General features: G+C 39.9%; 26 protein-coding genes. 3 read left to right on the plus strand and 23 right to left on the minus strand.

Translation table 11 applies throughout. From position 1 onward, the window contains the following. Nucleotides 1–15: 15 nt before the first annotated feature. The gene (locus P8629_RS07340) at nucleotides 16–714 is read right to left on the minus strand and encodes a protein-L-isoaspartate(D-aspartate) O-methyltransferase (protein ID WP_278165477.1); all 699 of its coding nucleotides are present in this window, start codon (nucleotides 712–714) and stop codon (nucleotides 16–18) included. Next, on the minus strand, nucleotides 711–1,466 hold the full coding sequence (surE, locus tag P8629_RS07345) for a 5'/3'-nucleotidase SurE (protein WP_278165478.1): 756 nt from the start codon (nucleotides 1,464–1,466) through the stop codon (nucleotides 711–713). The genes P8629_RS07340 and surE overlap by 4 nt, the downstream gene beginning before the upstream one ends. A gap of 57 nt (nucleotides 1,467–1,523) precedes the next feature. On the opposite strand from surE, the gene P8629_RS07350 reads away from it, so the two are divergent. Further along, nucleotides 1,524–2,078, plus strand: coding sequence for a Smr/MutS family protein (locus tag P8629_RS07350; RefSeq protein WP_278165479.1), 555 nt, complete (start codon nucleotides 1,524–1,526; stop codon nucleotides 2,076–2,078). A 30-nt stretch (nucleotides 2,079–2,108) separates the two neighbouring features. Here P8629_RS07350 and P8629_RS07355 read toward each other — a convergent pair whose 3' ends face one another. The 7 genes from P8629_RS07355 to ycaO form a co-directional block, all read right to left on the minus strand. Continuing rightward, entirely contained in the window at nucleotides 2,109–2,429 is a 321-nt protein-coding gene (locus P8629_RS07355) for an FtsB family cell division protein (RefSeq protein WP_278165480.1), read from the minus strand. 14 nt (nucleotides 2,430–2,443) lie between these two features. After that, a complete protein-coding gene (gene eno / locus P8629_RS07360) occupies nucleotides 2,444–3,724 on the minus strand; it encodes a phosphopyruvate hydratase (RefSeq protein WP_278165481.1) in 1,281 nt (426 codons plus the stop codon). A gap of 162 nt (nucleotides 3,725–3,886) precedes the next feature. Further along, a complete protein-coding gene (gene kdsA, locus P8629_RS07365; protein ID WP_278165482.1) occupies nucleotides 3,887–4,720 on the minus strand; it encodes a 3-deoxy-8-phosphooctulonate synthase in 834 nt (277 codons plus the stop codon). Nucleotides 4,721–4,735: 15 nt separating this feature from the next. Beyond that, nucleotides 4,736–6,367, minus strand: a complete 1,632-nt coding sequence (locus P8629_RS07370) for a CTP synthase (protein ID WP_278165483.1) — start codon at nucleotides 6,365–6,367, stop codon at nucleotides 4,736–4,738. A gap of 138 nt (nucleotides 6,368–6,505) precedes the next feature. Then, entirely contained in the window at nucleotides 6,506–7,768 is a 1,263-nt protein-coding gene (gene tilS / locus P8629_RS07375) for a tRNA lysidine(34) synthetase TilS (RefSeq protein WP_278165484.1), read from the minus strand. 20 nt (nucleotides 7,769–7,788) lie between these two features. Next, nucleotides 7,789–8,745 carry an acetyl-CoA carboxylase carboxyltransferase subunit alpha gene (locus P8629_RS07380; protein WP_278165485.1) on the minus strand — a complete coding sequence of 319 codons (957 nt, stop codon included), beginning with the start codon at nucleotides 8,743–8,745 and terminating at the stop codon, nucleotides 7,789–7,791. Between the two features lie 154 nt (nucleotides 8,746–8,899). Next, entirely contained in the window at nucleotides 8,900–10,654 is a 1,755-nt protein-coding gene (gene ycaO, locus P8629_RS07385) for a 30S ribosomal protein S12 methylthiotransferase accessory factor YcaO (protein ID WP_278165486.1), read from the minus strand. Between the two features lie 307 nt (nucleotides 10,655–10,961). Between ycaO and P8629_RS07390 the strand changes: the two genes are divergently transcribed. Beyond that, on the plus strand, nucleotides 10,962–11,252 hold the full coding sequence (locus P8629_RS07390) for a c-type cytochrome (protein WP_278165487.1): 291 nt from the start codon (nucleotides 10,962–10,964) through the stop codon (nucleotides 11,250–11,252). A 16-nt stretch (nucleotides 11,253–11,268) separates the two neighbouring features. Here P8629_RS07390 and P8629_RS07395 read toward each other — a convergent pair whose 3' ends face one another. From P8629_RS07395 to P8629_RS07405, 3 genes are all read right to left on the minus strand, one after another. Further along, nucleotides 11,269–12,129, minus strand: a complete 861-nt coding sequence (locus tag P8629_RS07395; protein ID WP_278165488.1) for a hypothetical protein — start codon at nucleotides 12,127–12,129, stop codon at nucleotides 11,269–11,271. A gap of 188 nt (nucleotides 12,130–12,317) precedes the next feature. Then, nucleotides 12,318–12,989, minus strand: a complete 672-nt coding sequence (tsaB, locus tag P8629_RS07400; RefSeq protein ID WP_278165489.1) for a tRNA (adenosine(37)-N6)-threonylcarbamoyltransferase complex dimerization subunit type 1 TsaB — start codon at nucleotides 12,987–12,989, stop codon at nucleotides 12,318–12,320. Then, the gene (locus P8629_RS07405) at nucleotides 12,986–14,896 is read right to left on the minus strand and encodes an ATP-dependent DNA helicase (RefSeq protein WP_278165490.1); all 1,911 of its coding nucleotides are present in this window, start codon (nucleotides 14,894–14,896) and stop codon (nucleotides 12,986–12,988) included. The genes tsaB and P8629_RS07405 overlap by 4 nt, the downstream gene beginning before the upstream one ends. A 228-nt stretch (nucleotides 14,897–15,124) precedes the next feature. Here P8629_RS07405 and ykgO point away from each other — a divergent pair, with 228 nt between their 5' ends. After that, nucleotides 15,125–15,250 carry a type B 50S ribosomal protein L36 gene (ykgO, locus tag P8629_RS07410; RefSeq protein ID WP_011370693.1) on the plus strand — a complete coding sequence of 42 codons (126 nt, stop codon included), beginning with the start codon at nucleotides 15,125–15,127 and terminating at the stop codon, nucleotides 15,248–15,250. A gap of 74 nt (nucleotides 15,251–15,324) precedes the next feature. Here the strand turns inward: ykgO and P8629_RS07415 are convergent, their stop codons facing one another. The 11 genes from P8629_RS07415 to P8629_RS07465 form a co-directional block, all read right to left on the minus strand. Then, nucleotides 15,325–16,302, minus strand: a complete 978-nt coding sequence (locus P8629_RS07415) for a chemotaxis protein CheV (RefSeq protein WP_278165491.1) — start codon at nucleotides 16,300–16,302, stop codon at nucleotides 15,325–15,327. A gap of 160 nt (nucleotides 16,303–16,462) precedes the next feature. Then, nucleotides 16,463–17,074 carry a ribonuclease HII gene (gene rnhB, locus P8629_RS07420; RefSeq protein WP_278165492.1) on the minus strand — a complete coding sequence of 204 codons (612 nt, stop codon included), beginning with the start codon at nucleotides 17,072–17,074 and terminating at the stop codon, nucleotides 16,463–16,465. Continuing rightward, entirely contained in the window at nucleotides 17,067–18,248 is a 1,182-nt protein-coding gene (gene lpxB, locus P8629_RS07425) for a lipid-A-disaccharide synthase (RefSeq protein WP_278165493.1), read from the minus strand. Before lpxB ends, rnhB begins: the two co-directional genes overlap by 8 nt. Further along, nucleotides 18,232–19,002, minus strand: a complete 771-nt coding sequence (gene lpxA, locus P8629_RS07430) for an acyl-ACP--UDP-N-acetylglucosamine O-acyltransferase (protein WP_278165494.1) — start codon at nucleotides 19,000–19,002, stop codon at nucleotides 18,232–18,234. The genes lpxB and lpxA overlap by 17 nt, the downstream gene beginning before the upstream one ends. 32 nt (nucleotides 19,003–19,034) lie before the next feature. Continuing rightward, the gene (fabZ, locus tag P8629_RS07435; protein ID WP_278165495.1) at nucleotides 19,035–19,472 is read right to left on the minus strand and encodes a 3-hydroxyacyl-ACP dehydratase FabZ; all 438 of its coding nucleotides are present in this window, start codon (nucleotides 19,470–19,472) and stop codon (nucleotides 19,035–19,037) included. A 1-nt stretch (nucleotide 19,473) separates the two neighbouring features. Beyond that, nucleotides 19,474–20,517: a UDP-3-O-(3-hydroxymyristoyl)glucosamine N-acyltransferase gene (gene lpxD, locus P8629_RS07440; protein WP_278165496.1), complete on the minus strand. Its 1,044-nt coding sequence runs from the start codon at nucleotides 20,515–20,517 to the stop codon at nucleotides 19,474–19,476. A gap of 17 nt (nucleotides 20,518–20,534) precedes the next feature. Then, nucleotides 20,535–21,068 carry an OmpH family outer membrane protein gene (locus P8629_RS07445; RefSeq protein ID WP_278165497.1) on the minus strand — a complete coding sequence of 178 codons (534 nt, stop codon included), beginning with the start codon at nucleotides 21,066–21,068 and terminating at the stop codon, nucleotides 20,535–20,537. Between the two features lie 113 nt (nucleotides 21,069–21,181). Beyond that, entirely contained in the window at nucleotides 21,182–23,473 is a 2,292-nt protein-coding gene (gene bamA, locus P8629_RS07450; protein WP_278165498.1) for an outer membrane protein assembly factor BamA, read from the minus strand. Continuing rightward, nucleotides 23,466–24,839 (minus strand): RIP metalloprotease RseP, encoded by a 1,374-nt coding sequence (rseP, locus tag P8629_RS07455; RefSeq protein ID WP_278165499.1) that lies wholly within the window; start codon nucleotides 24,837–24,839, stop codon nucleotides 23,466–23,468. The genes bamA and rseP overlap by 8 nt, the downstream gene beginning before the upstream one ends. Next, complete coding sequence (locus P8629_RS07460; protein ID WP_278165500.1) at nucleotides 24,836–25,642, minus strand: phosphatidate cytidylyltransferase; 807 nt, start codon at nucleotides 25,640–25,642, stop codon at nucleotides 24,836–24,838. Before P8629_RS07460 ends, rseP begins: the two co-directional genes overlap by 4 nt. Next, nucleotides 25,636–26,370, minus strand: coding sequence for an isoprenyl transferase (locus P8629_RS07465; RefSeq protein WP_278165501.1), 735 nt, complete (start codon nucleotides 26,368–26,370; stop codon nucleotides 25,636–25,638). Before P8629_RS07465 ends, P8629_RS07460 begins: the two co-directional genes overlap by 7 nt. Nucleotides 26,371–26,427 lie beyond the last annotated feature (57 nt).

Consider the following 26,427-nt stretch of genomic DNA (forward strand, 5'->3'; position numbering starts at 1 on the left):
CTTTCCATTGTTTAATTAAGACTCAATGCCTTTCAGCATTGGAACAAACATCACCTCGCCTAAACATTCCTCTTTATAACCGGTTGAGGTTTTGATATATCCATAAAGAAGTTGTTCTTCTGAGCCAATCGGCATAACAAGGCGACCATTATCAACCAATTGGTCAAATAATTCTTCAGGAACCGTCTCAGGAGAAGCGGCAGATAATATGCCATCGAAAGGGGCGTAAGAAGGCAGCCCCCAATAACCATCTGCTAGAGAAAACATAACATTTAGCAGTTCTAGCTTTTGTAAAACTTGTTCTGCTCTGAGCAATAGCGGTTCAATTCGCTCAATGGTATATACCTGTTTAGCCAATAAAGCCAAAATAGCAGCCTGATAGCCTGAGCCTGTCCCAATATCCAACACCTTATCTAAAGGTCCTTTGGCATTCAGCCAAGATGACATTTTAGCAACGACCCAAGGTTGAGAAATGGTCTGGGAATACCCAATCGGTAAGGCGGTATCTTCATAAGCTCGGCTGGCCATAGCTTCATCTAAAAATAAATGCCGTGGGGTCACTCGTACAGCATTAAGTACGTCCGGATCAGAAATGCCCAAAAAGATGAGTCTCTCAACCAAACGATTTCGTGTCCGTTGAGAAGTCATCCCGACACCCTGATTTTCTTTAAAAGCTTGATTTGGGTAATGCACCGCGGTCTGCAAAATACTCATAGTGCTTTATTCTCAAACCAGCCTTTTAATGTGGCTTGCATTTCATAATGCGTCAAATCAATTTTTAAAGGGGTCACTGAAGCATAACCGTTTTCGACGGCATAAAAATCAGTTCCCTCTGAAGCATCTTCAGCTTGACCTGCAGGACCAACCCAATATATTTGATTACCTCTAGGATCCTGAGTAGTAACAACCTTTTCTGAACAGTGTCGTTTTCCTAACCGAGTGATTTGAATCCCTTTTAATAACGAATAAGGAATATCGGGAACATTGATGTTTAAAATCGTTGAGCTATCCAAAGGCAGTTCATGAAAATCTTTGAACAACTCCAACATGACTTGGCTAGCCGTTTCAAAGTGTTGATCACCACAAAGCGAGATCGCAACTGAAGGTTTACCCAAAAACCGCCCTTCTGTTGCGGCAGCTACTGTACCGGAATAAAGAACATCATCCCCCATATTGGCGCCGGCATTAATACCAGAAAAGACCATATCAGGTTGAAAATCCATAGCACCGTTAATGCCTAAGTGAACACAATCAGTCGGCGTTCCATTCACACTGTAGATGTCGTCGCCATGGTTCGTAATACGTAATGGTTCCATTAAAGTCAAAGAATTGCTGGCAGCACTTCGGTTTCGATCTGGAGCAATTAATCTCAACTCTGAGTGAAGATTAAGCTCTTTTAAACAGGTCCATAAAGCTTGAATCCCTGGCGCTTTATAGCCATCGTCATTGGATAATAAGATTTTCATATAGTTTCTTAGTTAGGGTAGAATATTTTATTTGTTTTATGATTTAACAATTATAGTATGTCTAATATTTCAGATGAAGATAAATCCTTATTTGCTGAAGCCGTTCAAGGTGTGCAAAAACTTAGTCAAGACAAGCAAGTTGTTACGCATCAACCTCCATCAATCAAAGCTAAAAAGCGTTATCATCCGCCAAAGAACGATAATGTTTCGTTCGTTTATCCAAAAAAAATAGAACAGTTTTCACAGGTTACAGCTTATGAAAGCTTAACATACCAGCAACCCAGTGTGCACGCACAGGACATGAAGCGACTAAAGAACGGAAAGTTTCATACTCATTGGCAGCTAGATTTACATGGCTACACTGAACTTCAAGCGGATAAAATTCTGAAAGAATTTTTAATTGATGCAATACAACAACAGGCACGTTACCTTATTATTGTTCATGGAAAAGGTTACAATTCGAAAACAGACTTTCCTGTCTTAAAAAATCTAGTCAATCAAAGACTCCCACAAATTCCTCAAGTACTCGCCTACTGTAGCGCACAACCTAAAGATGGTGGAACAGGAGCAGTTTATGTCTTTTTAAAAAAAGAAAATCTGACGTCAAAATAATCAAACGGTTTTCTAAAAAACGACAAAACGTTAGGGTGACTCGGAAGATGTTTTTAAATCACTCGAATGAGTGTCTTTCGGTAATTCGATCACTTTAACAAACGCTTCGTCTTTAGCAATCATACCTAACTTTTGTCTTGCAATCGTTTCAATCGCTTTGGTACTCGATTGTAAATCTTGTACTTCTTTTCTTAGCAGGACATTATTGTTTTCTAAGGTATCAATCTTGAGATGAAGCTTATCTAGCTTATCTTGCAAGGAAAGCAATTCGCCTACACCTCCATCAGAAGACAATAAGCGAATTTGTAAAACAAGAATAACAACGGCGAGAACAATATAAATTGCTTTCACACCACTACCCTTGATTATTTAAGGTTGTAAAATGCATCTTTACCAGGATAAACTGCTTTTGAACCTAACTCTTCTTCAATACGAATCAGCTGGTTGTATTTAGCAATACGATCTGTTCTAGATAAAGACCCTGTTTTAATCTGACCAGCGCCTGTTGCAACAGCAATATCCGCGATAACAGTATCTTCTGTCTCGCCAGAACGATGCGACACAACTGCGGTATAACCCGCATCTTTCGCCATTTGGATTGCTTCAAAAGTTTCTGTTAAAGTACCAATCTGGTTGATCTTAATCAGAATTGAATTCGCAACCCCTTTTTCAATCCCTTCTTTCAAGATCTTAGGGTTGGTTACAAACAAGTCATCACCAACAATTTGTAAACGCTTGCCATCTTTTTCAGTTTGGTACTTAAATCCATCCCAGTCAGACTCATCCAGTCCATCTTCGATAGAAATAATTGGGTATTTTGTGACCCAGTCAGAAAGTAAATCAACCATTTCTGTAGACGTTAATGTCTTATTCTCTGAGCCTAGGAAATACTTACCATCTTTGTATAGTTCTGAAGATGCAGCATCCATTGCAATCATGATGTCTTCACCTGCTTTATAACCCGCAGCTTTAATGGCTTCTAAAATCACGGTAATTGCTTCTTCGTTAGATTTTAGATCCGGTGCAAACCCACCTTCATCACCTACCGCTGTGTTATAGCCTTTGTCGTGTAACACTTTTTTCAAAGCATGGAAGATTTCAGCACCATAACGAATGGCTTCAGACATCGTTGGCGCGCCGACAGGCATAATCATGAATTCTTGGAAATCAACAGAGTTATCCGCATGCTCACCACCATTGATGATATTCATCATTGGAACCGGCATTTTATAATCATCTGTTTTAAGGTAAGCATACAATGGCAATCCTTTTGATTGCGCCGCTGCTTGTGCAACCGCAATCGAAACTGCCAAGATAGCGTTAGCGCCTAAACGGGCTTTGTTTTCCGTTCCATCTAATGCGATCATCGCATTATCAATAGCAGCTTGATCTGTTGCTTCTTTCCCAATCAACAGGTCTCTGATTTCAGTGTTAATGTTATTTACTGCTTTCAGAACACCCTTACCACCAAATTTAGACTTATCACCATCTCTCAGTTCAATTGCTTCACGAGATCCTGTTGATGCACCAGAAGGTGAAATACCACGACCTTTAGACCCATCGTCTAAAATCACATCTGCTTCAACAGTGGGGTTACCACGAGAATCAATTACTTGACGAGCTTTGATATCCTTAATCAATGACATATGATTATTTTCCTATTTACTTTTTATTCTAAATTCTTTTAAGTTTGTTCAGCGAGTTCTCGCCGACTATGTTTTTTTCGCGTGACTAATCAATCTTATTTTAATAAATGAGTATGGCAAAATAATGACAAATAAAAGGCCATTCGTTTACCCATTTCTTTTTTAAGATTGATCTTCAATGAAACCGTGTTTTTTTACCACGTCATCTAATTCTTTCATTGTTTCCAGCAAAGGCTTTAAACGAGCGATAGGCCACATATTTGGGCCATCAGACAATGCATTTTCAGGATCAGGGTGGGTTTCCATGAACACACCTGAAATCCCGGCAGCGATTGCAGCTCGTGCTAAAACAGGGACCATTTCTCTTTGTCCACCAGAAGTAGTTCCCTGCCCACCTGGTTGCTGAACAGAATGCGTTGCATCAAACACAACAGGACAACCAGTCTGTCTCATTGAGGCTAACCCTCTCATGTCTGAAATCAAGGTGTTATAACCGAAAGAAGTGCCTCGGTCACACACCATAATTTGATCGTTACCAACTTCGCGTGCTTTTGCAACCACTTGATCCATATCCCAAGGCGCTTGAAACTGTCCTTTTTTGATATTGACTGGTAACCCTTGCTTACATACATTCTGAATAAAGTTGGTTTGGCGCACTAAAAATGCAGGTGTCTGCATCACATCAACCACAGAAGCGACTTCATCTAAAGGTGTATCTTCGTGTACATCTGTTAGAACTGAAACCCCAACTTCATCTTTCACTTTTTGCAAAATTCTCAAACCTTCTTCAACACCCAGCCCTCTAAAGCTTTTAGTTGAAGATCGATTCGCTTTATCATAAGAAGACTTATAGATAAATGGAATCCCTAGTTCATCGGTTAATTCTTTTAACTGGCCGGCTGTATCAATAGCAAGCTGTTCAGACTCAATGACACAAGGTCCTGCAATTAAAAATAGAGGCTGGTCAATCCCAACGTCAAATCCGCATAAATTCATAATACAAAAACCTTCTTAATGAGTTGTCTGTTTGTGCTGGTTTGCTGCTTCAACAAACGCTTTAAACAATGGATGTCCATTTCTAGGTGTTGAAGTAAACTCAGGGTGAAATTGGCAAGCAATAAACCACGGGTGATCTTCAATCTCAATAGTTTCCACTAAATTTCCATCTTCTGAACGGCCAGAAATTTTCAAGCCAGCCGCTTCTAATTTAGCGATATAACCATCATTGACCTCATACCGGTGACGATGGCGTTCACGAATGACACTGGCACCATATATTTCTCGCATTTTACTGCCATCAACCAAGGCACAACTTTGACCACCAAGACGCATTGTCCCACCCAAATCGGTTTTTTCGTCTCGCTCTATCACTTGACCATTTTCATCGGTCCATTCCGTAATAAGCGCAACAACTGGTGTCTTCGTTTTTAAATCTAATTCTGTACTGTGTGCATCAGTCAACCCAGCAACATGACGAGCAAACTCGACAACAGCCATTTGCATCCCTAAACAGATACCTAAATAAGGAATTTTATTTTCTCTTGCAAACTGAATTGCTGAAATTTTACCTTCAACACCACGTTCTCCGAAACCACCTGGAACCAAAATTGCATCCATGTTTTGTATGGCGCCGATCCCATCTTTTTCAAGATCTTCGGAATCAATATAATGAATATTAACCTGAGTTTTGGTTTGAATCCCGCCATGAATCAAGGCTTCAATCAAAGATTTATAAGCTTCTGTCAAGTCAACATATTTACCGACCATCGCGATTTCAACCGATTTCTCTGGGTTAAGTTGCGCCTGCACTACATCATCCCAATCGGACAAGTCGGCAACCGGCGCATCGATTCTAAAACGGTCTGTCACAAGTTGATCTAAACCTTGCTCATGCAACATACGTGGCACTTCATAAATCGTACGTGCATCCAATGAATTAATGACTGCTCTTTCTTCAACATTGGTAAACAATGCGATTTTTCGTTTTTCAGACTCTTCCAACGGTCTTTCTGAACGACAAATCAAAATGTCCGGCTGAATCCCAATAGAACGTAATTCTTTTACAGAGTGTTGAGTCGGCTTGGTTTTAACTTCACCTGCAACGGCAATGTAAGGCAATAATGTCAGGTGCATAAACATCGCACGGTCTCGACCGACTTCCACGCCTAATTGACGAATCGCTTCCAAGAAAGGAAGAGACTCAATATCCCCTACTGTCCCGCCTACTTCTACTAATGCGACATCAGAACCCGCAGCGGCCAATTTGATACGGTGTTTAATTTCATCGGTAATATGTGGAATCACTTGAACGGTTCCACCCAGGTAATCACCTCGGCGCTCATTACGAATCACTTTCTCGTAAACCTGGCCGGTTGAAAAACTGTTACGTTTGGTGAAGTTACGTTGAACAAAACGCTCATAATGGCCTAAATCCAAATCGGTTTCAGCGCCATCATCGGTAACAAATACTTCACCATGCTGAAGCGGACTCATGGTTCCCGGATCCACATTGATATATGGATCCATTTTTAACATACTGACTTTCAAGCCTCTTGCTTCAAGAAGAGACCCTAAAGATGCGGCTGCAATTCCTTTACCTAATGAAGAAACTACACCACCCGTTACGAATATAAACTTTGTCATGAAATCACTTTAGTTTAGACTTAATTCAGCAAATTGAGAGCTTTGTTTTGAGTAAAGCACCCACCAGAATTGGGTAATAAGAATGGAAGCAAATTATAACGGATTCTCAAGGGTTCAGCAATCTTTCATTACAGTTTATTAAAATGATTCTTTCGTATAAAACCCTAAAATAGCAACCACCTGCCCTTCTTTTTCTAGTACCGGCCATCGTTGACGATCCCAATCTGGTACTTTATTTATTTTAAACCATTTTTTCAGCGCTTTTTTTTGTAATTCCGATCTCAGGTCATCGGCCTTTAAAGGACGCACAACCGCATCATCCAGTTTTGATCTTTGCTCAGACGAGAGCTGTTCAGAAAAATGCAATGCATTAAAAAAGTGTAATTCGGATGCATCAAACTCATCAAAATTTAAATAATAGGTCACTTTCAAGTCTTCAAGATAATACAAAACATGGTTATAAAATCGCAACTCCCCTCGTGCCAATAACATTTTGGGTTTGGCCTGAGGGTTCTCGTTATTCAAACACTGCTGCAGCCATTGATAAATTTTGGCATTCAACCTAAGACTTGAGGCACAGAACTCTACCCAGTACCGGGTCAAATTTTTAAGCCGAGACCATCTTAGCTCTTTTACATTGATGAATGATAGATAAAAATCAGTGTAATCAGAGTACTGTAAATCGATCTCTGCCAAGTCATTCAAAAGCACTACACTTTCATTTAAATGGTGTGCCGATTTGGCAAAATTCGCGTCTGAAAATGGCCAGGCCTGGCGGATTTTTGGCAGCACTTCATGCCTCAGATAATTACGACGATAGTCCACTGTTTGATTAGAAGGATCTTCTACCCAATCCAGCTGATAATGGTTTGCATAATCTTGGATAGAGTCATAATCAACCTTTAACAACGGTCGACAATGCTGGATAACTTGATCATCCAGTTTAATTTTTTTTTGATATGGCATGCCAGACAAACCTGAAATCCCCGCCCCTCTCGCTAAATTAAGCATCAAGGTTTCAGCTTGATCTCTTTGATGATGCGCAGTTAAAAGAATGGTATCGTCTTTTGCTTTGTTATAAAGCGCCTCGTACCGTTTCAAACGCGCAACAGCCTCCACTCCTTGGCGGGCGGTTTCAGATACCTGCACATCAATGCTTTCAAATGGCACACCTAACTGATGACAAAATTGTGCACACGACTCAGCCCATTGCGCTGACTCTGCCTGTAACCCATGATTAATATAAACCGCTTTAATAATTTTAGGCGAGACTTGCTTGCAAAGAGCATCCAACAAGACAGTGGAGTCTAACCCGCCACTGAAGGCTACGAGAAATCGAACAGGAGTAGGATAAAGGTGAATTAGCTTTGAGAGAGTCAATTCAACCTTTTGATAAGACATGAAAACCTTACAAGACAGGTTTAAGCAACGTCAAAGTTGCCGTACTGCATATAACGCTGGTAACGGGATTCAAGCAAGTCTGAAACTGGCTTGTTTTTCAACAATTCCAACTGTCTTTGAATCGCATCTTTTAAAGAGGAAGCAGCAGCTGACGGATTACGATGTGCTCCACCCAATGGCTCTTCGACAATCTCATCGACCAAACCAAGCTCTTTCAATCGTGGCGCCGTAATCCCTAATGCCGCCGCCGCATCAGCGGCATTTGCGACATCTTTCCATAGAATTGAAGCACACCCTTCAGGCGAAATAACGGAGTAAGTGCTGTATTGCATCATCATCGTGACGTCTCCAACTCCAATTGCCAACGCCCCACCAGAACCACCTTCACCAATGACCGTACAGATAATAGGCACTTTTAATTCTGACATTTCAATCAAATTACGCGCAATGGCCTCGGACTGACCACGCTCTTCCGCATTAATCCCAGGATAAGCACCAGGGGTGTCAATAAAAGTAAGAACCGGTAAACCGAAGGTCTCTGCCGTTTTCATTAAACGTAACGCTTTTCGATACCCTTCAGGGCGAGGCATTCCAAAATTACGGCGAATCTTTTCTTTGGTATCACGCCCTTTTTCCTGGCCGATTACCATCACGGCTTGGCCATTAAGTCGTGCTAACCCACCAATAATCGCGGCATCATCTGCAAACGCACGATCACCATGCATTTCTTTGAAATCGGTAAACATCTCTTTTAGATAATCCAACATATAAGGACGCTGTGGATGACGAGCGACTTGAGCAACTTGCACATCAGACAGGCGACTAAAAATTGACTGGGTTAAGTTTTTACTTTTTTGCTCTAACGCAGAAACCTCTTTAATCAGGTCCATATCCTGACCATCCAGGTGACGCAATTCATCAATTTTGGCTTCCAATTCTGCAATTGGTTGTTCAAAATCTAAAAAATCTAATTTCATAGGTGTTCCTGTTCCAGCTAAAACCAATTTTTAGCTCTTTGATTAAGTTTGTAGAATATCGGGTCATTTTAACAAATTTGGGAACTTTTGCTCATAAAACTGATACTAGTTCTTTCTAAAAAGCACGTACAAATTTTAAAACTCTCCTGGAACCTTATTTTTTAGTCGCAAGATTTTTTACTTGTTGAACTTTTTCATAAACCGTCATTAAGGCAAGATGGTTTTGGCTATTCTGAAAGGCCGCTATTCCAACTTCCAAACCACCAAAAAATTCTTCTCCGTTAATATTACGCCAAACTTTTTCAATGACTTTTTCACCAAACAACTGATTTTGAACAGAAATCGGATATTGAGCAATATTGTCTTCCAACATAATATCCAAAGCGAACCCTAGCGCTTTGTAAAAAACCGCCATCGTTTCATCATCGACGAAATAATGGCATTCCTGCAGTCGCTCATAGGCCATCTCGTAGTCTTTGACCGCCAACAACAACCACATTTGCAATTCGACAATTTTAAACTTCTTCCAATAGGAATTTGGATCCGGTAACAGGCCAATCAAATTAGCAACACCCTGATGTTCTGAAAACCCCATCATTTCGACTTGTTCCAGCGCCTTCTCAAAACGGTCGTTTTCGTCAGATTCCGCAAGTTCTAATAAAATCTCGCGTAAAACACGCCCTCTATTTTGGTTGTTGTCGACCAGTTCATGCATCGGAAAAACTTCCGACATTTCAGGCACAATGATACGACATGCATTAATACCAAAATGCTCATAGTGTGCAAAATAGACTTCAGCACCTTGCTCATGCACTTTTTTAACCAAGTAATCGTATTGAGCCTGAGTATCGCCTTTGAAATCCCATTCATTAAACTCAAAATCATATTGATGTGAAATAAACCTCGCATGGATCAAGCCACTCGAATCAATAAAATGGTTTTCAATATTTTCATCATCCGCCACTAACGCTTCATCAAATATAGGCAGCTGAAACCCATCCAGCATATCCAGACTGCGACCTTGCAAAGACTCGGTTAGCGTTCTTTCCAATGCTACTTCAAAAATAGGATGCGCCCCAAATGAAGCGAAACAACGTCCTGTCTTTTGTTCAAATAATGTCACATTCATCACCGGGAAGTGTCCACCAAGAGAGCTGTCTCGAATAGAAACTTCAATGCCTTGCTCTTGTAGTGCTTTTCGAGCTTTAACAACGGTTGGGTAACGCTGTACGACAGACTCTGGCACTTCTGGTAAACAGAGATTGTCCGTTAAAATTTTACGCTTCACCCAGCGCTCAAAAACCTCTGACAACCCTTGCACCAGCGCCTCTTGAGATGTATTACCAGCACTTAAACCGTTACTGGCATACAAATTACTAAACAGGTTCATCGGAAAATAAACCGTTTCATTACTAGAGGCATTCGTTAGCGGTAAACAGCGAATTTTTTGTGAAGCATCATTTAAGCTCAACAAGTCTTCAGCCATCATCTCCGCATCAGGATCGTAAATTGCCCATAACTCAGGGGTTAAACATTGGCGAAAATCAGACAGTTCAAATGATTTTTCATCTGGAAAATATAATCCTTGCTCATCCCACAAAAAAGGATTTTGATTTTTAATGAGCGACTCTTCCAAATAAAAATCAGAAAAGAAATAGTTGGTTTCCAAGCGTTCGAAAAACTCGCCTAACGCACTGGCCAAAGTTGCTTTACGACTAGCGCCTTTACCGTTGGTAAACAGAGCCGGACAGTTTTTGTCCCGGATGTGGACTGAGTAAACATTGGGGACCGGGTTTAACCAAGAAGCTTCTTCTATTTCAAATCCCGCAGTGCTTAACAAGCTTTGCATTTTATTAATTGAATCTTCTAAGCAAGCATCTTTACCTTTGATAAACGTTTGTTCAACCATCTCCAGTCCTTTGAATCTTTTATAAGAGAGGCATATTTTATCTGACTTTGTAAAGCCCTGTTGTTTAATCCCTTCTTTACCATGCTTTTTTAAAAATAACCGCCAGGCCTGGTCATTTTTCAATTTCGCATAAAATTTGGACTTTTATAGTCACATAAAAAGTATGAGATATAAAATTCTTCTAAATTCCTATAAAAACATTTATATAGGTTGAGAAATTAAACCAGTAGAATGAAATAGATTATTCGTAGAATTCATTATTTTAAAGTTCGACTTAACTCATAGTAATATGACGGAGGAACCTCAAATGAAACTCGTCCACAAAACGATATTAACCACGATTTTATTTTCACCTTTTTCAGTTCTAGCAGAACCTCACCCGGGTAAAGTACTGTTTGATGAAGCAAACTGTATGAAATGCCATAGCACAATGGGCTTCAACAAACCCAGTCTAAAAAAAATGGCCCCGGATAACTATCAAGACCTTCAAGGAGCGGTTGCTTACTGTGATCAAAACTTAAATGTCGGTTGGTTTGATGATGAACGTGAAAAAGTGGTTGATTACTTAAACAAAACTTATTATCAGTTCCCTCAGTAATCAACAAAAGAAATGTTTAATGTATTTTACCGAGGTACTTAAGCTGTCCTTTTAAACGCTTAAGTGCCTTTGCATCAGCCTTGTTAATACTGTCTTCATTTAACAAGAAATAAGCATCATCAACCGCTTTATCAATGGCATCAATTAAAAAGTATGTTTCCATGCTTTCATTAATCTTATCCCAATCCCTGTTTTCTGCCCGCCAAAGCTTATTGAGCTCTGGATGTTTTTTAAGCATCCCAATGATATGGTCCAGCAACTTGGTCAAATGCGGCACACTTTCGTAAGGCCAATATGGGCGCCCATTGGTAGAATCAAAATAACTGGCTCGATCCAATTTTGCAATTTCCAAAGCCGGAATCATTTCTGACATATTTGCAGAATCGGCTTCAGCTTCAGCGCTTTCTAACCGATCGATAGACATCACCGGCACATTGGATTTCCAGCGAGAATAGACAATATAAACATTATAGCGATCAATAAAGTTCATTTGACCTTTGGCCAACTTCACAACATTGTCAGCGGGTACAATGTACTCTAAGCCATTAGACGTCAATTGCTTTGTATCATCCCACATTTCCCAGCCAGATTGTCCAGTTTCGTTTCCTGCAGAATCGACCGCAATAGGCACGCAAGACAAACCATAATCATGCCCTTCCACAAAGTCTCTAACGGTGATTTGGTAATTACCTTTCGGCGTGACTTTTTGAACAACACCAATGATATAGGCATCATCTTTGATATTCGTTGCAGGGAAACCAACCAACACAGTGTCTCCCTTTTTAAATTGATGCGACAACATGTCATTAACTGCCCAAGCAGATGACATAATACTCAAACATACAGTCACAAAAAACAGTTTGATCAATTTTTTCAAAACAACGCTCCAAAGCCTTTTAATGGCTTATTTAATTAAAATGCAACAACACTATTATCGTCTAAAAATGCCAAGCAATCTATACACAGAAGTTGTGGATAATTATGTGCGCAACATTTCAACAAAAACGAAAACCTGAACAAAGTCTTACACCTTACCTCTATTGCTTAAAAAACAGGCAATCTAAATTATTTCATAGCAGCGGGCTTATCCGCTACATTATTTCGTAAATAAACTGGCAGCGGAATTTCTTCATCAAGCGCTTTGGCTTGATCGAAACGCTGTTGCGCAATATCGGCAATCGCTTCTGCTGAAGGGTAGGCGCCATGCCAATTTTCAAACATACTAACGATCTCTGGATACTCAGGCTCGATATCCCCTACACCATTCTTTATGGTGTTAGTTTTTAACATTTCAAGTAATTGCTGCTGAGAAGATAACTGCGCTTTGGTTGAAATTAATCGACCTGCCTCGATATGGCAAGATTGCACGTAAATCTCTTTCATACGCGCATCAAGACAAGCTATCCACTCTGTCTGGCCGGTTTCTTTATATGCTTGCCACGCAAGCGCTTCTAACGTTGAAACAGGCAAAACAGGCTTTCCCCAACCTAAGGAAAGCCCTTGAATAACACCCGCCGCAATCCGAATCCCAGTAAAGGCGCCAGGCCCTTCACTAAACGCTAACACATCAATTTTATCGGATGTGAGGCCCGATTGATTTAAAACCTTTTCCACCATAGGTAACATTAAGTTAGCATGACGTTGTGGTGCCATTTCAAATTCAACATACACGGTATCTCCCGCTTTCAAACAAACCGAACACGCTTTTGTTGAAGACTCAACCGCCAATACATTCATAATAATTTCTCTTTTGCTTCATTCACGTCATAGACCCATTTAAAATTTGGAAAGCTATTGGTAATAATCTTACCATAGGATTTTTGACTCAATCGTGGATCACACAGCATCAACACCCCTTTATCGGATGAGTCTCTAATCAACCGACCCGCCCCTTGTTTAAGCGCGATTGTTGCTTCAGGAATTTGAAAGTTAAAAAAACCACTTAACCCTTTTTGCTTTAAAAAAGACTCCCTTGCCTGAACGACAGGATCATCTGGTGGGATAAAAGGAATTCGGTCAATCAAAACCAACTTTAATGCATCTCCTTTAACATCCACGCCTTCCCAAAAACTACTTGTCCCTAATAAAATAGCATTCTCAGCCTCTTTAAAACGTGCAAGCAACGTCGTTTTAGGGCCATCCCCTTGCACCATCAGTTCGCCTTCCCAGTGTTGCGAAAGAATCACCTTTGCTTCTTGTAACGCCTTGTGGCTGGTAAACAATAAAAACGCTCGTCCTTTGCTGGCGATCAATAAAGGCCAGGCCGCTCTTAAGCATACTTTAATGTAATCGGGATGCTTTGGTTCGGGTAACCCAATCGGATGATAAATCACGGCTTGCTGCTGGTAATCGAAAGGGCTTTCCCATTGACAATTACGCGCAGATTCAAGCCCCAATCGATGCGCAAAATAATCAAAGCTTTGATTTACGCTAAGCGTAGCTGAGGTAAACACCCAAGCACCACCTAACGCCTCACGTTGTCGACTAAAGGGTGCAGCAATACTTAACGGTGTTAAGTTGAGCTTAAACCTTGCCTGGGAAGACTCCACCCAGCGTATTTGATTTTCAGAGGAAGCCTTTAACCAGGTCTCAATCTGCTTTTCAAATTCCTGTGTCCGTTTATACAAAGCGGATAACAATTTACCTCGGTCTGTAATCGGTTTAATCGTATCCGCCAATAAAGACAGTTGGTTACGTAAATGTTCAAGCGTTTTATGACCCGTTTTTGCCTCGGCAAAGCTTTCCCAGGTCCAGCGTTTTTCCCATTTACCTAACGCTTCATTAAAAATTCGAATTTTATCTTCAACCGCTTTTGCTTGGTCGGATAACTCAATGGTTTCTGGAGACTCTTTTTTATAAGCCAGTCGCACATCCCTTACCAATTCATCTAACTGGAACCGACTCACACTAAACCCTAAAAATTGAGCTGCAATATCAGGGAGCTGGTGAGCTTCATCAAAAATATAGATATCTGCTTCAGGTAAAATTTCACCAAAACCTTGCTCTCTTAAGGCTAAGTCGGCGCAAAACAAATGATGGTTCACGATTAAAATTTCAGCATCTGTGGCTTGCTGTTTGACTCCAGGATAAAAACAGCCATTATCACCAGTACATTCATTTGCCTGACAAAATTCCATGCGAGCACAAACTCGACCCCAAATAGGATCGTTTTCATCTAACGTCGTAAGTTCAGACTTATCTCCAATCAACGTTTTGTCTTGCCAATCGTGAATCAATGATAATTTTCGCCACACTTCCTTGGTGTTTTGCTCAGCTGTTTCTGCAATCTCCAAGCGTTGTGGACAAATATAATTTTCTCGGCCTTTTAATATCTTTGCAGTACCTTTGGAGTTGCAAATATCCATTAAAAGCGGAATATCTTTACGTAATAGTTGATCTTGTAGTGTCTTCGTCGCAGTCGATACAATGACTTTTTTACCTGATAATAAGGCAGGAATAAGATAGGCGAATGTTTTTCCAGTCCCGGTACCGGCTTCGGCAAGAAGGGTTTGGCTTTCTTCAATTATTTCAGCGACCGTTTCTGCCATCTCAACTTGGCCATGGCGTACTTCATAATCTGACGTATTCTGAGCAAGCTTGCCTTCTTTTCCAAGGATAGACTGAATTTGTATTTTTAACGACATGAAATTACTGTTTTCCTAACCAAAACGAAGCCACATTTTAATCTGAATAGAAAAAAATTCAGTACCCTGAAAATCGAATATAATGACCGGCACAGGCGTCTTTTATAAAAGAATTGGCATTCTAACAAAAAAACTAGACAAACCATCAAATAATCAGTAAAATTCACGCTTTCAAATTTGAACTCGTTGATGAATATCAACCAAAAAAAATAATATTGGATATCTAATATGAAAATTTTATCATCATTAAAATCAGCAAAAACACGTCATAAGGACTGTCAAGTTGTTAGACGTCGTGGGAAAGTTTATGTAATCAACAAAACAAACCCAAGATTTAAAGCTCGTCAACGTTAATTCAAGATGACTTTAAACTAAAAAGGCACCTGATCAGTGCCTTTTTTTATGTCTAAAATTTATTTGTCTATTTTTTAATTCTTATAATACTTGTCTTCAATTTTCTTAATCGTCTCAACAATCAAATTAGTATCCACTTTCCCGACAAAGTGATCTGCCCCCATATCCAAAACTTCACGACTATTGTTTTCACTTGTCATAGAAGTATGAACCACGATCGGTGTATTTCTTGTTTTAGGACTAGATTTCAGCTCTTTAATGACCGTATGTCCAGAAGCAACAGGCATTTCCAAGTCTGTAAAAATCATAGAGACATCATCCATATTCTCAAGAGAGTCAACATAGTCCATCAATAAACGACCATTTTCAAAGCCCTGATATCTTAATCCCAACTGATCAAACACCATACTCATATATTGCTGGATAGACTTGCTGTCTTCAGCAAAAAGAATTTGTCTACTTTTAACAATTTCCGTAAACTCATGCTTACTCGAATTGACTTCTTTTGCTGATGAAAAAATCTTTTCTGCCATAGATGGCATCGCCTCAATCAACAACTTTTCAATATCAAGAATAAAACAAAGCTGATCACTGTTTTCCAAATACGTGTGGTTAATCACTTGGTTGGTATTCACATCAACATTGTAGTTAGTCGCAGGCTTAATGTCCGTCCAGTCCTTTTCTTCAACTCCGTGAATATGAGCAACACGCATGCCGATAAAATTACGACTGAAATCCGATACGATAATTATCGACTTCTCTCGCTCTTCTTCCGTCATTTCAAACCCCATCCACTTAGGAAGGTCAATGACTGGTAAATAAACACCTCGAAGCTCGATCATTCCTTCTATTAATGGATTCGCATCAGGCATGTCAGAAAGTTCATAGACACGTGCTTCCAAAACCTCCCTCACCTTAAAAACATTCATACCATAATAAGGAGGTGTTGCCCCACCTTCTCTAGGAAATTGAACCTGAAAAATCATAAGACTCATCTGATTGTTTTTACTTAACTGGGCCGTTTTTTCAACTTGTTCTAAAGTCGTACTCATAGCATTTCCTAGTGTTTATTAGCCACCTTACCAAATTGAAGGTATTTACTGTCTTACTGAAAAAACTTTAATCTAAATCCTGTTTTTACTCAAATTAAAATTCTATATATCTTGATTACAGAAGACAGCCTCCCTATTCAGATCAAAATTTATTAACTGTCTAACAATTCAAAATATTTTTAACGGGTTTGAACGACTGGCGATACCCCGGAATCAATCCATATCGTGATAAGTTTTCTAGATGAGCTTTAGTAGGATAGCCTTTATGGGCATCAAAACCATAATCAGGATATGCATCATGCAATTCTTGCATTTGTTGGTCGCGATGCACTTTTGCCAAGATAGACGCGGCACTTATAACAGGAACCTTACCATCACCTTTAACAATGGCTTCACAGTCATAAGAAACATTCGGGCAACGGTTTCCGTCAACCAGTACTTTTTTAATCGGATGATTGAGCCCTTCAACCGCACGCTTCATCGCAAGCATGGTTGCATGAAGAATATTCAAAGAATCAATCTCTTCAGGGGAAGCCATTGCAACACAAAAATCAACCGCTTCTTGTTTTATTTGAACAGCCAAGCGCTCTCTTTTACTTTCAGATAATTTCTTGGAATCTTTTAACAATAACTGGCACTGTTTCGGCAAAATAACAGCTGCAGCAACAACATCCCCCACCAGTGGCCCTCTACCGACCTCATCAACGCCAACAATAAATTCATCTAAAATATCGTGACACGTAAAATCTAAGTTCTTCTGAATGTTATCCATTTTCTAACTTTGCCCATTTAACAACGGCATCAGCAGCTAACTCTGAAGCATTTTGATTAAGGGCGTCATATTGCTTTTTAAACTCGAACAATTGCATTTCACGCATCTTTTTGTCGGTAATGAGTTTACTCAGTGCTAAAACAATTTTGTCTGGTGTTGCATTTTCTTGGATCAGTTCAGGCACGATACATTTTTTAGCCAACACATTAGGAAGACCGACCCATTTTGTCGTCGCCAAACGCTTCATAATCCAATATGAAATAGGGTGTAATTTAATAGCTAAAATCAGTGGACGCTGCATCAAAGCGGCTTCTAGCGTTGCTGTTCCAGACGTTACCAGTAATTGATCTGATGCTGCCATCGCTAATTGTGCATTCTGATCTAGAAGGATAAAATCGATCCCTTTTCCATAGTCAGAAATAGCTAACTCGACTCTGTCTCTCGCTGCCTGATTAACACAGGGCACAACAAACTTCATTTTTGGGTAAATTTGGTGCAGCTTTACCGCCACTTGAACATAGACATCAATCATCAAGTTGATTTCACTGGATCTAGAGCCGGGTAATATACCGGTCACAGGTGCATCAGCATCTAACCCAAGCTGGGCTCGTGCAGCTTTTTTTCCAGGGGCGTTTATAACTTGACTAGCCAAAGGATGACCTACAAATTTCGAAGGAATATCATATTTATCATAATACTCCGTTTCAAAAGGAAATAAGACAAGCACCCCGTCCACTTGCTTCCTAATTTTTAACAACCTTTTTTCTCGCCATGCCCAAACGGATGGGCCCACATAATGAACAGTCGAAATCCCCTTTTCTTTTAGGATTCCTTCGATTTTAAAGTTAAAATCAGGTGCATCAACACCAATAAAAACGTCTGGCTTTACAGTCAATAATTTTTTTATTAATTCTTTTCGAAGACGAAGCAAACTAGGCAAATGTTTTAAAACTTCAAAAAACCCCATCACAGAAAGCTTTTCGAGTGGATACCAAGTTTCAAATCCTTGAGAGATCATTTTTTGACCGCCAATACCGATGAACTTTGCATTGGGGTAACGTTTCTTTAAAGACTGGATTAAGTCAGCTCCCAATGTGTCACCAGAAGCTTCACCTGCGACCATTGCGATAACAGGTCTTTTTGAACTGTTATTCAATTTATCGAACGATGCCACGACTAGACTGTTTTAAGAAAGCGACTAAAGATCCAAGCGTATCACGCTCATCATTAATGGCGTCAATTTCATAAATAGCTTCTTCCAAACGATAACCGGTACGATAAAGAGCTCTATAGGCTTTTTTAACTAAATGAATTTGATCTTTATCAAATCCTCTACGCTTCAGACCTTCTACATTCAACCCTCTAGGTCCGGCGAGGTTGCCAGAAACCGTTACAAAATTAGGGACATCCTGGTTGATAACACTTCCCATGCCACAGAACGAATGCTCACCGATATTACAAAACTGATGTACAAGCGTATAGCCCCCTAAAATTGCCCAATCACTGACAGTGACATGCCCGGCAAGAGCTGAAGCGTTGGCAAAAATAGCATGGTTTCCGATAACACAATCATGCGCAATATGAACCCCCGCCATGACCCAATTATCATTGCCAATGGTGGTTTCCCCTCTATCCTGTGAGGTTCCTCGATTCACTGTCACATTTTCTCTAAAAGTATTATTATCCCCGATAGTTAAACGAGTCGGTTCACCCGCATACTTTTTATCCTGTGGGGCTGCGCCAATTGAACAGAATTGATAAAAGTGGTTATTCTTTCCAATCGTTGTCGGCCCTGAAATCACGACATGAGGACCAACGACCGACCCTGAACCAATAGAAACATCCGCTTCAATAATTGAATAGGCGCCAATTTCAACATCATCGGCAATATTCGCTTTTGGATCAACAATGGCTGTTGAATGAATCACACTTAACCCTTTTTAATTTTTTGGTTTCTAAATTAAACTTTTCGCTCTGCACACAACATATCACAAGAAGCTATCAATTTACCGTCAACAGTTGTTGTACACTCAAACTTCCAAATACCTTTTTTATTATTCACCGTCTTGACTTCAAATTCCAGCTTATCCCCTGGAATGGCTGGCTTTCTGAAACGACAATTATCGACCGCTGCTAGGTAGTACATTGATGTACCATCAGGCTTGACGTCTTGTGTTTTAAACGCAAGAATCCCAGTACATTGCGCCATTGCCTCAATAATCATAACACCTGGCATGATTGGATTATCTGGAAAATGACCCGTGAATTGAGGTTCGTTATAAGTCACATTCTTATAAGCTTTTAACGATTCCCCTGAATTAAATTCAGTCACACGATCTACTAATAAAAATGGATACCTATGAGGAAGATATTCAAATATTTCTTTTACATTCAACATGTTAGTTATTTTCCAAGTTAGATTTTAATTCTTGTAATTCTTTTTCTAAGTATTTAATTTTCTGTGCCATTTTATTCAGTCCTTTCGACCGAACCATGTTTTTTTGCCATTCAGCTGTCGGTATGGCTGGAAAGCCAGAATAACTTCCTGCTTCTTTTATAGTATGTGTCACACCCGATTTCGCTGCAAAATAACTTTTATCAGCAATCGAAATATGTCCGTTAATGCCTGCTTGCCCAGCAAAAACACAATATTTTCCAACCGTGGTACTTCCTGCAAAGCCAACTTGACTTGCAATTGCTGATCCATAGCCTATCGAAACATTATGAGCAATATGAACCAAGCTATCAATAATACAGTTTGACTCGATTACAGTGTCATTAATTGCGCCACGGTGAATATTTGCATTGACCCCAATAAAGACACGATCACCAATGACAACTCGGCCAATCTGTGGAATCTTATGCCATTCTCCTTGTTCATTCGCGAATCCAAACCCTTGACCACCAATAACACATCCTGGGTCAAGATAGGCTTCATCACCAATAATACAGTTATCCATTACGGTGACATTAGCGACTAGGCGTGTTTTTTTACCGATGACAGAATGATCCAATACGACAGATCCAGGACCTATATAGCAATCATCTCCGATCGTAACCCCTTTACCGATAACGACATTTTCACCAATCCAAGCCGTTGTTGAGATCTTAGCGGATTCATCAATCACCGCAGAAGGATGAATACCTGCTGCAGTATGCTCAGGATTCAGTAGTTGCGATACCTTCGCAAACGCGAAATATGGATTTTCAACTAATAAACAGGTTCTACTTGTTAGGGTTTCAAATTTCGAGTTAATTAAAACAGCGCCTGCAGAAGTTTGCTCAAGCTCATGACTTCTTTTTAGGTCGGAAAAAAAACTGATGTGATTTTGTTGTGCTTCAACCAAGCCTGATACTTGGTCGATGTGAATAGAACCATCACCTTTTAACTCGACGTCGATGCCTTCTTCTATAAGGTAATTTACAATATCTTTTAATTTCAAACTAAACGCTCAACTCATTACTTATTAAAGTTAGCACGTTTTTTTCGATACTCTTTTTCTAGGTATTCTAAAACTTTTTGAGTGACGTCCAAACGGTTGTTGGTATAAGCAATCCCTTCATATAGGATCAAATCAAACTTCTCTTGCTTACCAATTTCCTTAATAGCTTGGTTAACTAAACTTTGAAGACTTGCTAGCTCTTCATTTCGACGAATATTAACCAATTCTTGAATGTCATTTCGTTTGCGTTGAATATCACGTGTCAGCATGCTGATTTCTCTTTCCGCAGCGACCTTTTGTGAGTCAGACATCACCAATTGATTTTTTTGATAGTCTTGTTGTTTTTTTTCCAGCTGCTTCGCTAACTTTTTCAACTCAGCTTGCTGAGGACCGAACTCTTTTTCTAGGTTTTTTCCAGCTGCTTGCGCTTGAGGTGCCTTTTCTAACAACAACCCAACATTAACAACACCCAGCTTAATGGGTTCCGCTAACGACTGGGTTGACAAAATGGTTAAAACACCACCTAAAAACACCATTAGCAACTTACGCATAAAAACGATCCTTACAAAATATATATATTGAAAATATTGTATCCGATTTAATAAAATTTTTTAATCATTTTACTGATCTATTCACCATAACCCAGTCGCCTTAAGACGACTTTTTACATCGGAACACCTAAATTAAACTGGAACACTTGAGTTCTATCCGTATCTTGATAATTAAGTGCTTTTGCAAAACTAAATGCTAACGGTCCTACAGGAGTAATCCAAGCGACACCAAGCCCTGCTGCAGATCTAAATTCCGGCAACTTAACGGCACTCGCGTCACTGAAGACATTCCCAGCATCCACAAAAAGGCTCAAACGTAAGTTTCCAGAATCATCAATGAAAGGCATTGGGAAACTGACTTCCGCATTCGTCACAATTCGTAAATTTCCACCAGTTGGGTCTGTTGATCCATCAGTAACAGCATCATACCTAGGACCCAAAGAGTTAGGCTCAAACCCTCTTACTGTACCAATCCCACCCGCATAAAAATTTTCATAAAAAGGAAGTTCATCATGACCACCATACCCAGTACCATAAGCAACGTCACCTTTTAGCTTCAATGTAAAGAACTTTGATAATGGTTGGTAAATACTTTCTTCTAAATATAGTTTATAAAAAGAAACATCTGAATTGGTCGGCATGACTAACTCTCCGCTCACACTTGTGCGTTGCCCTTCCGTTGGAAAGTAAAAAGCATTTTTAGTGTCATGGCTCCAGCCCATGGTATAACGCACTGAGTTGAAGTGGCGCCCATATTGGCTGGTATAAGTTTTACACGCGCTAAAGGTATCAATACACTTCAAGGTTTGGTCATCAAACTTTAAACCATAACTTAAACTACTCCACTCACTGGTTGGATATCCAATATTCAATCTTAATCCGTAATTATTCGTTGTATAGTTTGAAACATTTAATTCTCTGGCATCAATTTCGCGATAGTAAACCCCACCACCTAATGAAACCCCATCAGCAGTAAAATAAGGGTTTGTCACCCCGATATCCGCCGATTTAGTCGAGGCACTATAGGTTCCATTAATGTTCGCTTTATAACCAGATCCGATGACATTTCGCTCAGTCACCCCAATAGTAAAACTGATACCATCTAACTGAGAATAGCCTATCCCAGCATTAAAAGCGCCCGTTGACTGCTCTTCAACCTTTACCACTAAATCAACCTGATCTTTTGAAATACGATCTGTATCCACCTTAGCTGTTTTAAAATACCCTAGGCGATTTAATCTTGTATTGGAACGGCGCACGGCTTTTAAGGAATAAGGGGCATTTTCAAACTGACGCAATTCTCTTCGAATAACATAGTCACGTGTTCGAGTATTTCCTTCGATACGGATACGCCTTACATAGACACGGCTTTTCGGTTCAATTCTAAAATCTAACGATACCAAACGATTATTCTTGTCCAGCTTCGTAATCGGTTCAATTTCTGCAAAAGCATAACCTTCTTCACTTAAACGATCACGAATAGCGTTCACAGTTCCTACGATTTGGCTTCTTGAAAAAAAGTCCCCTTCATGTATTTTAAGTAAGCTTTTGAGCTCAGCTTGTTTAATGATCGTTTCACCGGTAAATTTAATATCAGAAACGGTATATTGAACGCCTTCTTTAATATTGATGGTAATAAACACTTGAGTTTTATCTAAAGACAAGCTCACCTGAGAAGAGTCCACTTTAAATTCAGCAAACCCTCTATCCATATAATAAGAACGTAACGTTTCGATATCAGATTGAAGTTTGGGCTTTGCATACTTATCAGAATCCCCAATAATGGCTGACTCAGACAACAGTAACTTTCCTTTTAAACGGGCATCATCATAGGTTTTATTTCCCACCAATGTGATTCGACCGATACTCGCAGGCTTCCCTTCCTCTACTTTTATCTCTAATGACACTCGATTGCGGGGTAATTTTTTAACTTGAATATCGATTTCAGCAGCATAATACCCTTGGTTTTGATAACGTCTTCTTAAATCTAAGATAATACGTTCCATTTGGGTATCATTAAAAATACGTCCCTTCTTAACCCCCATTGTGTTCAAAGCTTGAGTCATATCTTCTGTTTTGATCAACTCATTCCCTTCAATACTAATATCGGCAATAGAGGGTCGCTCAAGCACTCTAATTTTTAACACGCCATCCCCTTCTTGAAAGAAAGCGATATCTCTAAAAAAACCTGTCTGATAAAGTGCTTGAATACTTTTTTGAATTTTAGCCGGCGAAAGCTCATCACCCACTTCGATGGGTAAATAACTACGGACTGTTTCAAAACTAATCCGTTTATTCCCTTCTATTTGAATATCATTGATTTGAAAATCGGAAGCCTTCACAACAGAAACATTAAAGAGTAGTAGAAAAGCAAGAAGCGAGAATTGAAAAAACTGTTTAACCATTGGAAATTCGTACCACATCATTAAATAAAGCAAAAAAAGTAAGCATCAAGATAAGGGTAACGCCAATCTTTTGAGCGACTAGTTCAATTGACTCCTTAACTGGAGCCCCTTTTATCATTTCGATGACACAAAAAAAGAGATGTCCACCATCCAACACAGGGATAGGTAACAAATTCAAAACACCCAAACTCAAACTTAAAAGACCCAACAAACTCAAAAAAGCAACCCAACCGTTTTGCAGAGCTTGTCCTGAAAACTCTGCAATACTAACAGGTCCGGATAGATTTTTAATTGAGACATCACCAAATATCATGCGTTTAATCATATTAACGGTCATATCAAGCAATCCCAAACTGTGAGTCCAGCCCTTTTGAATTGACTCTAGAACCCCATACGAGACAGAAACCTTGTAGCTTTCTAATTGCGCTTCATCCCAAAAAACCGATGCGCCTAAGCTTCCAACCACCTGTCCATTAAATTCTTTTTCATCAAGCCGGGTTTGTTTTTGAATCAGCCTACCATTACGTTCAAACGATAACTGTATGACTTCATTTGGATGCTTTTGCACATATGAGACGAATTGATTCCAGTCTGATATAGACAACTCATCAATTGTGACGATCAGATCGCCTTTTTCAAGTCCCAGTTTGTCAGCAGGAGATTGTGGTAAAACTTGGTCAATTACAGGTGGCATTTGGGGGTATTTCGGTTTAAACCCAAGTACAGAAAGCCACTTTTGTTTTGGCGTATTAATATCCAATTCAGATAAGGGTAAAAACACTTTTTTGCTCATTTGACCATCAAAGGAAGCCAGCTCAACCTCAACAGCATGTTGCTTATCAACGAGAGCCTCTAAGACTCGATGATAAACATCTTTCCAATCCAGTACGACTTCACCATCGACACGCTTTACTTGCCAGGCCTGGTCATTATTCGACAAAGACTTTGCAAGCACGGAACCACTCGTGGCCTCTTCAAAAACAGGTTTTAATCCGGTCACGCCAGAAAAATATATCAATGAAAAGGCGATCCAAGCAAAAATTAAATTCACTATTGGACCAGCTGAAACCACTGCAAAACGTCGATATACACTTTGTCGATTAAAGGTTCTGGTCATGTCTTCTTGCGGCACACGACCTTCACGTTCATCTGCAAACTTGACATAACCACCGAGGGGAATACTCCCGATTTGAAACTGAGTTTCGCCTTTCTGTTTAACATAAACCGGTTTACCAAACCCGATAGAGAAATGCGTCACTTTGATATTAAATAATCTGGCGACCATATAATGGCCCCACTCATGGATAGTAACCAATAACCCCATCGCAATGATAAAGCCGATAATTGACCAGATAAACGTCATCATAAAATCCATTGCCACACAAAATAAAAAATGGGCAGCGCAAGCAATAAACTATCTGAGCGATCCAAGACACCACCATGTCCTGGCAACAACTGACTGCTATCTTTAAGGTTTGCCTGACGCTTTAACAAGCTTTCAAACAAGTCGCCAAAAATAGAGAACAGACCGATAACCGTGAAAACAAGCGCAGTGGCTAAATAAGAAATATTCAACACAGGATCAAGAAGATATAACCCGGTAATAGCAATAATAAACGCTAGTAATGCGCCGCCATAGACACCTTCCCATGTTTTTCCAGGGCTGACATGGTTGGCAAGTTTATGCTTACCAAAACGTCTACCTGAAAAGTAGGCGCCTGTATCGATGGCCCAGATAACAAACAAACTCAACAACACCACCCCTGCGGAATACTCACTGACAAAAAACAACAACACACTGGCAAAATTAATCAAAACCACAACACCTAACAATAGAATCATGAATTGGTTTCGAATGCCAAATTGTCCTTTACGACGTTGGTACTGAATCACCATCATCACCATCGCCACCATCACTATTAGAGTTAAGAACATGAATAAGCTCATCCCCCCCTGGCTTACCCCCCAAAAAACAAGAGCGGTAACCAGTGCGCCGTATAAAACCCGCGGAACAGGTTTTTCAGAGCCGGTAAAGCCAAACCATTCCCAAGCAGATACAAAACTCAAAACCAACGCAAAAAACAACCAGGCCTGGGCATTTCCAGCCCATAGCAACCCTGCAACCAACAAGAACAATAAACTGGCGGTTATGACACGCTGCATTAACATTGGGTTACCTGCTCACTCGTTTTGCCAAAACGTCTTTCTCTGTGTTGAAAAGATTCAATTGCGCGATCAATCGATGCTTCATTAAAATCAGGCCAAAGTTCATCACAAAAATAAAACTCAGCATAAGCCATTTGCCAGATTAAAAAATTACTGATTCGTTGTTCTCCACCGGTACGAATCAACAAATCAGGAACAGATTGATCCGCTAAAGAAATATGCTGACTGATATCTGATTCTGACAGTTCTGACAAAGGACTGTCTGGATTCGCCTGATGCCAGTTTTTAACCGCTTCTACAACATCCCAGCGTCCGCCATAATTGGCTGCGATATTCAAAGTCAATCCGGTATTCTTTTCAGTCAACTTTTCTGCCTGATCAATGTGCGCTTGAATTTCTGAATCAAATGCTTTTCTGTCGCCAATAATACGCAACCGTACTTGGTTTTCATGCAATTTGGTCACTTCTTTTTGCAAGGCTTTCAAAAACAGCCCCATCAACTTATTCACTTCCTCTTCAGGGCGCTTCCAATTTTCAGTACTAAAAGCAAATAAGGTTAAAGACTCCACGCCCACTTCCGCACACCGACTCACAACGCGCTTGACGGCGTTCAATCCTTTCTGGTGCCCTACAAAACGAGGTAAAAATCGTTTTTTTGCCCAACGTCCATTACCATCCATAATAATGGCAATATGTTTTGGGACGGGGGTGGAAGTTGACTTGGAATTCAAAATTATCCTAAACGTTCATTACTTAAACAAAAACGGCCTCTCAAGGCTTTCGCCAAG

It is taken from the genome of Hydrogenovibrio sp. 3SP14C1 (assembly GCF_029625905.1).
Classification (GTDB): domain Bacteria; phylum Pseudomonadota; class Gammaproteobacteria; order Thiomicrospirales; family Thiomicrospiraceae; genus Hydrogenovibrio.